The organism is Streptomyces yokosukanensis (assembly GCF_001514035.1).
GTDB lineage: Bacteria > Actinomycetota > Actinomycetes > Streptomycetales > Streptomycetaceae > Streptomyces > Streptomyces yokosukanensis.
The window spans coordinates 135,547-148,203 of sequence record NZ_KQ948210.1; the positions used below are offsets into that span (position 1 = coordinate 135,547).

Here is a 12,657-nt window from a genome sequence, read left to right on the forward strand (position 1 = left end):
CCCGGCACCCCCGAGGATCCGCCCCGCACCCGCTTGCGCTTCAAATCGTTAATCTGCGATATTTCGATCGACAGATTCGATCGCCCTGCGAGGGAGTACACCCATGGACCTCGGCACGTTCGGGATCTACACCTTCGACTTCGAGCACCAGCCGGCCGCACAGATCCGGGATGCGGTGCGGGAACTGGAGGAGCTGGGCTGGCCGGCCGTCTGGATCCCGGAGCTGCTCGGACGGGACGCGTTCACCCACGCCGGCCATCTGCTGGCGTCCACCCGGCGGCTGACCGTGGTGAACGGCATCGCCCGGATCTGGTCCCGGGAGGCCCGCTGGACGTACGGCGCCGCCCTGCTGCTCGCGGATGCCCATCCGGGGCGGCATGTGCTCGGCCTGGGCTTCGGCGGGCAGCCGCGCCCGGGGGTCAAGCCCCTCGCCGCGATGGCCGCCTACCTCGACGAGCTGGACTCCATGGACACGCCCAACCCCCGCCCGGCACGGCCCGTCCGGCGCCTGCTGGCCGGGTACGGCCCGAAGATGCTGGAGCTGGCCCGTGACCGGGCCGACGGTGCGCAGACCTACCACGTGAACACGGACCACACCGCGCGGGCACGGGAGATCCTCGGCCCGGACTCCTTCCTGGCCGTCGAGCACGCGGTGCTGTTCGAGTCCGACCCGGACCGGGCCCGCGCCGTCGCGCGCGAGCATCTGCACGGCTACCTGCGAACCCCGTACAACATCGCCAAGTTCCGCCGGCTCGGCTACACCGACGACGACCTGTCCGGCGGCGGCAGCGACCGCTTCGTGGACGACCTGGTGTTCTGGGGCGACCCGGACACGGTCGTACGAAAGCTCCACGGGCAGGTGGCGGCGGGTGCCGATCACGTCGCCGTGCAGGTGATCGGCGTGGCGCCGGGCGTATCGGCGCTGCCGCACTGGCGGTTGCTGGCCGACGCCCTGCTGTCGCCGACAACCCGCTGAAGGCCCGCCGAAGACCCGCCGAAGGCCTCGGCTAGCCGCTGAAGCGGTCCCGCAGTTCGCGCTTGAGGATCTTTCCGCTGGCGTTGCGCGGCAACTCGTCGACGAACAGCACCCGCTTGGGCGCCTTGAAGGGCGCGAGCTTCTGCTTCACATGCGCGATGAGCTGGTCCTCGGTCACCTCGCCGCGCGGGACGACGACCGCGGTGACGGACTCGATCCACCGCTCGTCGGGCAAGCCGATCACAGCGGTCTCCGCGACGGCCTCATGGGTGTACAGGGCGTCCTCGACCTGGCGTGAGGCCACCAGGACGCCGCCGGAGTTGATGACGTCCTTCACCCGGTCGACGATCGTGAAGTAGCCGTCGGCGTCGCGCACGGCGAGGTCGCCGGAGCGGAACCAGCCGTCCCGGAAGGCCTCCGCGGTCTCCTCGGGCTTGTCCCAGTAGCCCTCGCACAACTGCGGTGAGCGGTAGACGATTTCGCCGGGCGTGCCCGCGGGCACGTCCTCGCCCTTGTCGTCCACGACGCGCGCGTCCACGAACAGCACGGTCCGGCCGCAGGAGTCCAGCCGGCCCTCGTGCTCGTCGGGGCCGAGCACCGTGGCCAGCGGTCCGATCTCGCTCTGCCCGAAGCAGTTGTAGAAGGCGAGTGCGGGCAGGCGTTCCCGCAGCCGCCGCAGCACGGGGACGGGCATGATCGACGCGCCGTAGTAGGCCTTGCGCAGACCGCCGAGGTCACGGGTGGCGAAGTCGGTCCGGCCCGCCAGGCCGATCCACACCGTGGGCGGCGCGAACAGACTGTCCACGCGGCCCTTCTCGACGAGGTCGAACAGCCGGTCCCCGTCGGGCCCGTCCAGGATGACGTTGGTGGCTCCGACGGCGAGGTAGGGCAGCAGGAACACATGCATCTGGGCCGAGTGGTAGAGCGGCAGCGCATGTGCGGGCCGGTCGCCGGCGCTCAGGTCGAGCGCGGTGATGGCGCTCAGATACTCGTGCACGAGAGCCCGGTGGGTCATCATCGCGCCCTTGGGCAGGGCGGTCGTACCGGAGGTGTACAGCAACTGCACCAGGTCGTCGGTGCGGGGTTCCGGCCCGTCGTAGGGGGGCGTGTCCGCGAGCCGGGCGAGGAGTGAACCGTCGGCGTCCCGGAGCGGCAACGTCCCTACGCCGTCCGGGAGTCGGCCGGTGAGGGCCGGGTCGGCGAGGACGAGGGTGCTGCCGGACTGGCCGACGAGGTACGCCAGGTCGTCCCCGGTCAGGTTGTGGTTGACCGGCACATGGACCAGGCCCGCTCGGGCGCAGGCGAGGAACGCGATGAGGTAGGCGTCGGAGTTGTGGCCGTAGGCGCCGACGCGGTCGCCGGGCGCGAGTCCCTGCGCGAGCAGCACCGAGGCCGCTCGGGAGACGGCGTCGTCGAGTTCCTCGTACGTCCAGCGGCGCTCGCCGTACTCCACCGCGAGGCGGGCCGGGGTGCGTCGGGCGCTGCGCCGCAGCACCCCGTCGACCGTGCTGCCATGTCCCTGCGTCATGGCTCATGATCCTCGGTCCGTCACGGAGGCTGGTCAAGCATCGTGTGCCGTCGAAGCACAAAGCATCAACGGTCGTTCACCGAATGCAACTTTTTGCTTCGGTGTGCTCCTGTGCGCCCCTTTGGAGAAAGGTTTCCGGAAAGCAAGCACCGTTGAACTTGGGCAGGACAAGTCTCAGACGCCAAGTCCGAAGTCCTTCGCACATTTCACGCGCCACGTTGGGCAGGAGGTATCCATGAGTCTCGCTGTGCCTGAACAGAAACGAACGTGGACGACAGGTACTGCTCCCGGCATATTCCCACTCCTCGGTCACGGTATCGCCTTCTACCGTCGGCCGCTGGCGTTTCTGAATTCTTTGCCCGCGCACGGGGATCTCGTCGAAATACGGTTGGGCCCCCAGCGCGCCTGGATGGTGTGCCACCCGGAGCTGACCCACGAGGTGCTCATGGACCCGCACACCTTCGACAAAGGGGGCCCGCTGTACGACAGGCTCGGCAAACTGATGGGGGACGGTATCGTCACCTGCCGCCAGCAGACGCACCGGGACAAGCGCAGGCTGCTGCAGCCCGGCTTCCGCCCCTCGCACGTGGCCGCGTACACGGACCTCGTCGCCCAGGAGGCCGAGTCGGTGTGCGACGCGTGGCCGACGGGGCGGCCGGTTCCCGTCACCGAGGCGATGATGACCCTCACGACCCGTGTGATCAGCCGTGTGCTCCTCTCCGACTCGCTGGACGACGCGACGACCGCCGAGGTGCGGGACTGTCTCACCGATGTCGTCCGGGGTCTCTTCGTCCGCACGGTCGTACCGATCGACGCCCTGTTCCGCCTCCCCGTGCCCGCCAACCGCCGCTATCGGCGCGCGCTCTCCCGCCTGCACACGATCATCGACGCGGTGATCGCGGAGCGCCGCCGCGGTGCCGACCGCGACGACGTGCTGGGAACGCTGCTGGCGGCCACGCGCGGCGACGGCGTGCCGGCGCCGATCACCGACCAGGAGGTCCACGACCACCTGATCACGCTGCTGCTCACCGGCGTCGAGACCCAGGCACTGTGCCTGTCCAGCGCCTTCAGCCTGCTCGCCCGCCATCCGGAGGCCGAGGGCCGCCTGCACGCCGAGCTCGACTCCGTCCTCGGCGAAGGCCGACGGCCCGGTCCCGAGGACCTGCCGCACCTCGTCCACACCCGGTGCGTCGTCTCCGAGACGCTGCGCCACTCGTCCCCCGGCTGGCTCTTCACCCGCGTCACCACCAGGGAGACGGAACTCGCCGGGTGCCGTCTGCCCGCGGGCGCCGCCGTCCTGTACAGCCCCCACCTCCTTCACCACGATCCCTCGTCGTTCCCCGACCCCGAGCGTTTCGACCCCGGCCGCTGGCTGCCGGGGCGGCCCACCGCAGAACAGCGCCGCGCGATGATGCCGTTCTCCGCGGGCAACCGCAAGTGCCTCGGCGACGAGTTCGCCATGGTGGAGGCCACCTTGGCGCTCGCGACCATCGCCGGCCGCGTGCGCCTGCGCCATCTGCCGGGGTACGTCGAACGCACACCGCGTCCCGGAATCACGATGGGACCGCGTTCCCTGGTCATGATCTGCGAACCCCGTTCCCGTGTGCCCGCCGCCGCCTCGCCCACGTCCCGAGCAACAGCCGCCCCTCGCACATCGGAATCCCGAACGGCAGGTGAGCACGTTGTCGACAACGCATGAGGAAATTGCGCTCGGCGCACCGGACGGAAAACCGGTCTCCAACCTCAGGGACCTGATCGACACCCACCTCCACATGCCTTTCCCGTTCCGGCACAACCCGCATGAGGCCGAAGCCGCGGCCGGTGTCGAGGCATGGCTGGACGAGTGGGGACTGATGGCGGAACCAGGTGTGCCCGCGATGATCGCCCGCACGCGCCCCGCCGAACTCGCGTCCTACACCAGCCCCGCCCTGGATTTGGGTCTCCTTCAGATCGTGGCTCATCAGATCGCCTACCAGTTCGTCTTCGACGACCGTGCGGAGAGCGTCGGCCGGTGCTCCCCCGCCGCGCTGGTGCCCATGCTGTGCGAGAGCGTCGCGATTCTGCGGGACGGCCGGCGGCCCGGCACTCCCCTCGGCGCGGCCCTGGCCGATCTCTACCGACAGGTCCGGGAACGGAGCACACCCGCGCAGGCCGCGCGGTGGGCCTGGAAGAGCTGTGAATACGTACACGGCCTGCTGTACGAGGCGGTGGCCCAGGCCCAACCGCTCCTTCTGCGGACCCGGGACTGCCTCTCCATCCGGTCGCTGACCGCGGGCGTCGAGCCGTTCTACCCTCTGTACGAGGCCGCCCAGCCACGCGAACCGGCCGCGGCCGAGGTCCACCACCCCGTCGTACGGCGACTGAGCCGGCTGTCGGCCGACGCGGCGGTGTGGACGGCCGACCTGTTCTCGGCGGTGAAGGAGCAGCGCGCGGGCGAACTGATCAACGTGGCCCTGGCCCACCAGCGCGAACGCGGATGCTCTCTGCAGACCGCCGTCCTCCTGGCCGTCCAGGAGATCAACAGCACGATCGAGGAGTTCGAGGAGCTCTACGCGCTGATCGCACCGGAGTTGAGCCCCGCCGGTCTCGGCTGCGTGGAGGGCATGATCGGCTGGATCCGCGGGTGCTACGACTGGTCCCGCACGGTCCCGCGCTACGCGGACGCGGCGTTGGTGCCCGTCCTGCCGTAGGGGGCACGGACACGTTCCGGTGCCTCGGGGAGGCGTCCATCCAGGCCTCCTACCCACTGATCGGGCGTTCTCCCACTCACCGTCGATGTTTTCATCCTATAGTGCCCAATCCGTCCTCCCCCACCTCGTCGAGGCGTACGCTCGGCTCCCCCCGAGCCGAGCGACAGAAGGCGGTACGGCACATGGCGATGGAGCCGCGGCACCCGGTCACGGAGCAAAGGACGTTGATCGAGCGCCGCCGGGAACTTCAGGCCCTCGACGCCGCGTTCAAGGAGCTGCGTCGCACCACGGACGGGGTGCCGCGAGCGCGGCGCCGGGGGCTGCTCGCCTTCAGTGGACCGGCCGGGCTGGGCAAGACGGCACTCATCACGGAAGCACGTGACCGGGCCGCGGCAGCCGGGGTCACGGTGCTGTCGGGCAGAGGCGGGGAGAAGGAGCAGGGGTCGGCATTCCGCGTCGTGCGCCAGTTGGTGCAGCCCTGGCTGGCGCGGATGGAGGGGGCGGAACTCCGCGCCTTCCTGGGAAGTTGGTACGACGTCATGGCCGCCGTGCTCGGTCTCGAAGCCAAAGGCCCCGCCCCTGCACCGGACCCGACCGGGGTCCGCGAGGGTCTCGACTGGGTCATGACGCGACTCACCATGAAGAAGGCGCCCGTCGTCCTGCTCCTGGACGACCTGCACTGGGCGGACGCCGAATCCCTGAGCTGGCTCGCTTCGTTCGCCTCCCGGGTCGACGACCTTCCCCTGCTGATCGTGGTCGCCTACCGGCCCGACGAGCTGCCGTCCGAAGCGAGCGAACTGCGCACGCTCGTCGGACACCACGGGGACCACCCCCAGGATCTGCCGCACCTGACGGCCGACGGGGTGGCGCAGATCATCAGGAACAAGGTCGGCGAGGCAGCCGAGGACGTGTTCTGCAAGGAATGCTGGTCGGCCACCGCAGGGAGTCCCTTCGAGGCGGTGGAGCTCGCCATCGGGCTCGCCGAGCGGAACGTGAGGGGCACCGAGGACGACCTGCCCGTGATGCGTGAACTCGCCGCGGCGATCAAGGGCCCGGGACTGGTCGAGCGGCTGGAACGGCTCGGCACGGCGACCGTCCGCTTCGCGCACACCGCGGCCGTACTGGGTTCGCCCTTCTCCCCGCAGCTCGCCGCGACCATCGCGGTGCTCGGCGACGAGGCCGTCACCGAGGCGACCGAGGACCTGCGCGCGGCCCGGATCCTCGCCGACGGCCACGGACCCGAAGGCGAGCTGGAGTTCCTTCACCCACTGGTCGCCACGACGATCTACCGGTCCATCCGCACGGGCTTCCGCGTCGGTCTGCACAACGCCGCCGCGCAGGCCGTGCTGGACGCGGGATACGGCCCCACCGCCGCCGCCCGGCACCTGCTGGAGGTCCCCTGCGAGGGCAGCCCGGAGACGGTCGCATGTCTGCGCGAGGCCGCTCGCGAGTACCTGCGCGCCGGTGCGACCGAGGCCGCCCGGCGCCTGCTGACCCGCGCGCTGCAGGAGCCGCCCCTGCCCGAGGACCGCGCCGCGCTCCTCCACGAACTCGCGTGCGCCACCTTCCTGATCGAGCCCACGGCCACGGTGCGGCATCTCCGCCAGGCGCTGGCGGAGCCCGACGTAGACCCTGACCTGCGTGCCTCCATCGTCTACCGGCTGACGACCGCGCTGGCCCACACCGATCAGATGGCCGAGGCCGTGACGGTGGCCGCCGAGGAGGCACGCCAGGCCACGAACCCCCGCGTCAAACTGCGCATGCAGGCCGATCAGTTCGTCTGGAGCACGATGCGCGCGGACGATCCCGACTCCCCCGCCCGCTCCCGGACACTGGCGCGTCTGGCCGAGCAGCTGCCCGGTCGCAGCCTGGAGGAGCGCTACATCCTCGGACTGCGGGCCTGGGATGCCGTCCTGCGCGGCGAGCCGCGCCAGACCGCCCTCGCGTACGCAGAGAACTCCCTGCGCGGCGGCATGAGTTGGACCGACGAGAACCGGGGCTTCGAGGTGCCCCTCTCGGTCGCCCTGGTGTTCATGTACGGCGACCAGCCGCACCGGGCCGAGGAGTTGTTCGAGAAGGGGATCGCCGAGTGCGCGGGCAAGGGGTGGCACGGCTCCCACCTGGCCTTCGGCCAGAGCATCGCCGGATACGTCCGCTACCACCGCGGCTGCCTGGCCGAGGCCGAGGACCTGGTCAGGGAAGGCCTGCGCATCGCCGACAAGGTGGACGGGGTCGTGGCCGCCCGGTGGTACGCCGTCAGCGTCCTGATCCAGACCCTGCTGGCCCGTGGGCGCGTCACCGAGGCACGCGCACTCGCCGACGAGCACCGCTTCGGCGAGACGACTCTGAACGCCGTCATCTATCCCGATCCCCGTACCGTGTACGCGGAGTTGCTCCTGGCCGAGGGACGGCACGCCGAAGCGGTGCCGTTGCTGTCCTCGGTCGGGGACTGGCTGGACAGGCGGGCCTGGCGGAACCCGGCCTGGTGCCCGTGGCAGCTCCGCCTGGCCTCCGCGCTCGCCCCCACCGCCGCGGACGAGGCGGTCCGCCACGCCGGGGACGCCGTGAAGCGCGCCCGGGACTTCGGCGCCGCCGCCACCATCGGCCAGGCCCTGCACACCCTCGCCGAGGTGACCGGCGGACCGGCGGCGGTCGATCTCCACGCGGAGGCCGTCGAGCATCTGGAGCAGTCGCCCGCCGCCTACGAGCTCGCCCGCGCCCAGGTCGGTCACGGTGCCGCGCTGTCCCGGGCCGGGCGGCTGCAGGAGGCCGCCGACCGGCTCTACCAAGGCCTGGAAGGCGCCGTCCACTGCGGGGCCGAGGCGCTCGCCGCCCGAGCCAGGGCAGAACTCTCGGCGGCCGGTATGCGCCCGCTGCCGCTGCGGTACGCGCAGGCGGACACCCTGACCGTCCAGGAGCGTCGTACCGCCGAACTGACCGTGCAGGGACGCTCGGTGGAGGTGACCGCCAAGGAACTGCACCTCACCGAGCAAGGGGTGCGGCAGTTGCTGTCCAGCGTCTACCGGAAGATCGGCACCGACGCCGCCGGCCTGGCCAGGTCACTGGAGAACCTTCCGCGCCCTCGCCCCTGAGGGATCACAGGGGCCGCGTGCGCCCTTGCCAGTACGGGTCCCGCAGCCGCCTCTTGTACAGCTTGCCGTTGGGGTCGCGGGGCATCTCGGTGGTGAAGTCGACGCTCCTCGGGCGCTTGTAGCCGGCGAGCTGCCCCGCGCAGTGGTCGAGCAGGGCGGCGGCGAGGGCCGGGCCGGGCTCGTGGCCGGGCGCCGGTTCGACCACGGCCTTGACCTCCTCGCCCCAGTCGTCGTGCGGGATGCCGAAGGCGGCCGCGTCGGCGACGGCCGGGTGGGAGAGCAGCACGGACTCGATCTCGGCCGGGTAGATGTTGACCCCGCCGGAGATGATCATGTCGATCTTGCGGTCGCGGAGGAAGAGGTAGCCGTCCGCGTCCAGGTAGCCGAGGTCGCCGACGGTGAAGAAGTCGCCGATGCGGTTCTTGCGGGTCTTGGCCTCGTCCTTGTGGTACGAGAAGCCGCCGGTGCTCATCTTCATGTAGACGGTGCCCAGTTCGCCGGGCGGGAGGCGGTTGCCGTCGTCGTCGAAGACCGCGAGTTCGCTGATGGGCCAGGCCTTGCCGACGGTGCCGGGCTTCTTCAGCCAGTCCTCGGCGGTGGCGAAGGCGCCGCCGCCCTCGCTGGCCGCGTAGTACTCCTCCACACAGTGCCCCCACCAGTCGATCATGGCCCGTTTGACGTGGTCGGGGCAGGGGGCGGCGCCGTGGATGGCGTGCCGCATGGACGAGACGTCGTAGCGGGCCCTCACCTCGTCCGGGAGGGCCAGCAGGCGGTGGAACTGGGTGGGGACCATATGCGTGTGGGTGCACCGGTGGGTGTCGATGCGGCGGAGCATCTCTTCGGGGGTCCACTTGTCCATCAGCACCAGAGTGTGGCCGATGTGCAGGGACGCGCCCGCGAACTGCAGGACGGCCGTGTGGTAGAGCGGCGAGCAGACCAGGTGGACGTTGTCGTCGAAGGGCTTGATGCCGAAGATCCCGAGGAAGCCGCCCAGATAGGCCTCCTCGGGCGTCTTTCCGGGCAGCGGGCGGCGGATGCCGCGCGGGCGGCCCGTCGTGCCGGAGGTGTAGTTCATGACCCAGCCGAGCTCCCGGTCGCCGGGCGCGGACTCCGGCTGCCCGTCGAGGAGTTCGGCGTACGGCCTGAAGCCCGGCGAATCGCCGACCGCGTACCGGTGGGTGGCGGGCAGGCCCGCCTCGTCGGCGGCGGCGCGGGCCGCGTCGGCGAACCGCTCGTGGGTGATGAGCACCTTGGCGCCGGAGTCGGCGACGATCCAGGCGATCTCGGGGCCGACGAGGTGGTGGTTGACGGGGACCAGGTAGAGGCCTGCCTGGGTGGCGGCCAGATAGGCGGTGACGAACTCGACGCCGCCCGGCAGGACGACGGCGAAGGCGTCGCCGCGCTGCAGTCCGGCCGCGCGCAGCCCGTGGACGAGGCGGTTGGCGGCGCTGTGCAGACGTCCGGCGGTCCACTGCTCGCCGTCGGGGGCGACGAGGACGGTGCGGTCGGGGTGCTGGGCGGCCTGGGCCCAGAATCCGGCGGGGGGTGTGCTCACGACTGGCCGCTCCTTCCGGCGATGCGGTTGATGCGGTCCACGGCCCGTTCGAAGCCGCGGGTGAGGTCGTCGAAGACGGCCTGGACGCTGCGTTCGCTGTTCATGCGGCCGACGATCTGGCCGACGGGAGTGCCGAGCAGCGGTTCGACCTCGTACTTCTGGATCCGGGAGACCGCCTCGGCCACCAGCAGGCCCTGCAGCGGCATGGGCAGGGTGCCAGGTCCGGCGGGGTCGTCCCAGGCGTCGGTCCACTCGGTACGGAGCTGGCGTGCGGGCTTGCCGGTGAGGGCGCGGGAGCGGACGGTGTCGCCGGACCCGGCGGCGAGGAGCTTTCGGGTCAGGGCGGGCGTGTGCAGATCGGCCTCTGTGGTGGTCAGCCATACAGAGCCCAGCCACACACCCTGGGCGCCGAGTGTGAGGGCGGCCGCCACCTGCTGTCCGCTGCCGATGCCTCCGGCCGCGAGAACGGGCAGGGGGGCGACGGCCTCCACGACTTCGGGTGTGAGCACCATGGTGGCGATCTCACCGGTGTGGCCGCCGGCCTCGTAGCCCTGGGCGACCACGATGTCGATGCCCGCCTCCTGGTGCTTGCGGGCGTGCCGGGCGCTGCCCGCGAGGGCGGCGACCATGATGTTCCGGTCGTGGGCGCGGGCGACGACGTCGGCGGGCGGGGAGCCGAGGGCGTTGGCGAGGAGCCTGATCGGATGGTCGAAGGCGACGTCGAGCTGGGTGCGGGCGACCTCCTCCATCCAGCCGGTGATGCGCCACCCGGAGGCCTCCCCCTCGGCCAGTTCGGGGACCCCGTGCCGGGTGAGGGTCTCGCGCACGAACTGCCGGTGCCCCTCGGGGATCATGGCCTCGACATCGGCCTCCGTCAGTGTTTGATCTTTGGGGGCCTCGACCTTCTTGGCCGGCATGACGACGTCGAGTCCGTAGGGCCGGCCGTCGACGTGCGCGTCGAGCCAGTCGAGGTCGCGTTTGAGGTCGTCGGGGGCGGTGTAGCGGACCGCGCCGAGCACGCCGAAACCGCCGGCCCGGCTGATGGCCGCGGCGACGGCGGGGAACGGCGTGAAGCCGAAGACGGCGTGCTCGACTCCCAGTTTCCTGCTCAGCTCCGTCTGCATGCGCGCAGGATGCCGCAGCCGGCCGGACGACGGAAGAGGTTCCCTGACGTTCCGTCAGATTCTTTGGCGCCGGCTCACGCTCCCGACACGCGCGGCGGGTTACGCGGTTGCCTCCAGGACGGCCATCGCCGCGTTGTGGCCCGGCACCCCGCTGACTCCTCCTCCGCGCACCGCGCCCGCGCCGCACAGCAGGACGTTCGGGTGCCGGGTCTCCACTCCCCAACGGCCCGTGTCCGGCTGGGCGTAGGGCCAGGACAGGGCGCGGTGGAAGATGTTGCCGCCGGGCAGCCGCAGGTCGCGTTCGAGGTCGAGCGGGGTCTTCGCCTCGATGCAGGGGCGGCCGTCGGCGTCGGTGGCCAGGCAGTCGGCCAGGGGCTCGGCGAGGTGGGCGTCGAGCTGGGCGAGCGTGGACTTCAGCAGTTCCTCGCGCACGGCGTCGTTGTCCCGGTCGAAGAGGCGGGCCGGGGTGTGCAGTCCGAACAGGGTGAGCGTCTGGTAGCCGCGCTCGGCGAGGTCGGGGCCGAGGATGGTGGGGTCGGTCAGGGAGTGGCAGTAGATCTCGGAGGGCGGGACGGCGGGGAGTTCTCCGGCGGCGGCCTGCGCGTGGGCGGTGGCGAGCTGGCGGTAGCCCTCGGCGATGTGGAAGGTGCCGGCGAAGGCCTCGCGCGGGTCGACGGCCGGGTCGCGCAGTGCGGGCAGCCGGGTGAGCAGCATGTTGACCTTGAGCTGGGCGCCCTCGGCGGCCTCGGGCGCCGGCTCCCCGGCGAGGGCGGCCAGCTCCTGCGGGGAGGCGTTCACCAGGACGTGCCGGGCGGCGGCGACGCCCTCGCCGTCGGCGGTGCGGTAGGCGACCTCGGCGGTGTGTCCGTCGGTGGCGATCCGCACCGCCTCGTGTCCGGTGGCGAGGACCGCGCCGGCCGAGCGGGCCGCGGCGGCCAGCGCGTCGGTGAGGGCGCCCATGCCGCCGACGGGCACGTCCCAGGCGCCGGTGCCGCCGCCGATGACGTGGTACAGGAAGCAGCGGTTCTGGACGAGGGTGGGGTCGTGGGCGTCGGCGAAGGTGCCGATCAGGGCGTCGGTGAGGACCACGCCCCGGACCAGGTCGTCGTCGAAGGCCGCCTCCACGGCGACGCCGATCGGCTCCTCGAACAGGGCGCGCCAGGCGCTCTCGTCGTCGATGCGGCGGCGCAGCTCGTCACGGGTGGGCAGGGGCTCGGTGAGGGTCGGGAAGACCCGCTCGGCGACGTGCGCGGTCATGCCGTAGAAGCGCTGCCAGGCCGTGTACTCGCGCTCGCCGCCGGTCAGCCGGGCGAAGGCCTGACGGGTCGCCTGCTCGCCGCCGCCGACGAGGAGTCCGGTGGGCCGGCCGTCCCGTTCGGCCGGGGTGTACGAGGAGATGGTGCGGGCGCGGATGCGGAAGTCGAGCCCGAGATCGCGCACGATCTTCTGCGGCAAGAGGCTGACGAGGTAGGAGTAGCGGGACAGTCGGGCGTCGACGCCGGCGAACGGGCGGGTGGAGACGGCGGCGCCGCCGGTGTGGTCCAGCCGTTCCAGCACCAGCACCGAACGCCCCGCGCGGGCGAGGTAGGCGGCGGCGACCAGGCCGTTGTGTCCACCGCCGACGATGACGGCGTCATAGGTGCGGGTGTGCTCGTTGGCAGCCATGGTTCTTCGTAACACGTGATGATCCAC

The 12,657-nt window shown here is 71.4% G+C and carries 8 protein-coding genes; 4 read left to right on the forward strand and 4 right to left on the reverse strand.

The window, feature by feature from the left end; translation table 11 throughout:
• Window positions 1–103: 103 nt before the first annotated feature.
• On the forward strand, window positions 104–976 hold the full coding sequence (locus AQI95_RS13395) for a TIGR03620 family F420-dependent LLM class oxidoreductase (protein WP_067121927.1): 873 nt from the start codon (window positions 104–106) through the stop codon (window positions 974–976).
• Window positions 977–1,007: 31 nt separating this feature from the next.
• On the opposite strand, the gene AQI95_RS13400 is transcribed toward AQI95_RS13395, so the two are convergent.
• Window positions 1,008–2,504, reverse strand: coding sequence for an acyl-CoA synthetase (locus AQI95_RS13400; protein WP_067121929.1), 1,497 nt, complete (start codon window positions 2,502–2,504; stop codon window positions 1,008–1,010).
• A gap of 235 nt (window positions 2,505–2,739) precedes the next feature.
• Here AQI95_RS13400 and AQI95_RS13405 point away from each other — a divergent pair, with 235 nt between their 5' ends.
• From AQI95_RS13405 to AQI95_RS13415, 3 genes are all read left to right on the forward strand, one after another.
• Entirely contained in the window at window positions 2,740–4,203 is a 1,464-nt protein-coding gene (locus AQI95_RS13405) for a cytochrome P450 (RefSeq protein ID WP_079071238.1), read from the forward strand.
• On the forward strand, window positions 4,178–5,194 hold the full coding sequence (locus AQI95_RS13410) for a (-)-alpha-amorphene synthase (protein ID WP_067121934.1): 1,017 nt from the start codon (window positions 4,178–4,180) through the stop codon (window positions 5,192–5,194). The genes AQI95_RS13405 and AQI95_RS13410 overlap by 26 nt, the downstream gene beginning before the upstream one ends.
• Before the next feature lie 182 nt (window positions 5,195–5,376).
• A complete protein-coding gene (locus AQI95_RS13415; RefSeq protein WP_067121937.1) occupies window positions 5,377–8,286 on the forward strand; it encodes an ATP-binding protein in 2,910 nt (969 codons plus the stop codon).
• Between the two features lie 4 nt (window positions 8,287–8,290).
• Here the strand turns inward: AQI95_RS13415 and AQI95_RS13420 are convergent, their stop codons facing one another.
• From AQI95_RS13420 to AQI95_RS13430, 3 genes are all read right to left on the reverse strand, one after another.
• Window positions 8,291–9,841: an acyl-CoA synthetase gene (locus AQI95_RS13420; protein ID WP_067121940.1), complete on the reverse strand. Its 1,551-nt coding sequence runs from the start codon at window positions 9,839–9,841 to the stop codon at window positions 8,291–8,293.
• Entirely contained in the window at window positions 9,838–10,965 is a 1,128-nt protein-coding gene (locus AQI95_RS13425; protein WP_067121943.1) for a nitronate monooxygenase, read from the reverse strand. Before AQI95_RS13425 ends, AQI95_RS13420 begins: the two co-directional genes overlap by 4 nt.
• A 99-nt stretch (window positions 10,966–11,064) precedes the next feature.
• Window positions 11,065–12,630, reverse strand: a complete 1,566-nt coding sequence (locus AQI95_RS13430) for a phytoene desaturase family protein (protein ID WP_067121945.1) — start codon at window positions 12,628–12,630, stop codon at window positions 11,065–11,067.
• Window positions 12,631–12,657: the final 27 nt, after the last annotated feature.

Coding starts and splice junctions, on each gene's coding strand:
- AQI95_RS13425 (WP_067121943.1), bottom strand. CDS start 10,965: ATGCAGACGGAGCTGAGCAGGAAACTGGGAGTCGAGCACGCCGTCTTC.
- AQI95_RS13430 (WP_067121945.1), bottom strand. CDS start 12,630: ATGGCTGCCAACGAGCACACCCGCACCTATGACGCCGTCATCGTCGGC.
- AQI95_RS13395 (WP_067121927.1), top strand. CDS start 104: ATGGACCTCGGCACGTTCGGGATCTACACCTTCGACTTCGAGCACCAG.
- AQI95_RS13405 (WP_079071238.1), top strand. CDS start 2,740: ATGAGTCTCGCTGTGCCTGAACAGAAACGAACGTGGACGACAGGTACT.
- AQI95_RS13400 (WP_067121929.1), bottom strand. CDS start 2,504: ATGACGCAGGGACATGGCAGCACGGTCGACGGGGTGCTGCGGCGCAGC.
- AQI95_RS13415 (WP_067121937.1), top strand. CDS start 5,377: ATGGCGATGGAGCCGCGGCACCCGGTCACGGAGCAAAGGACGTTGATC.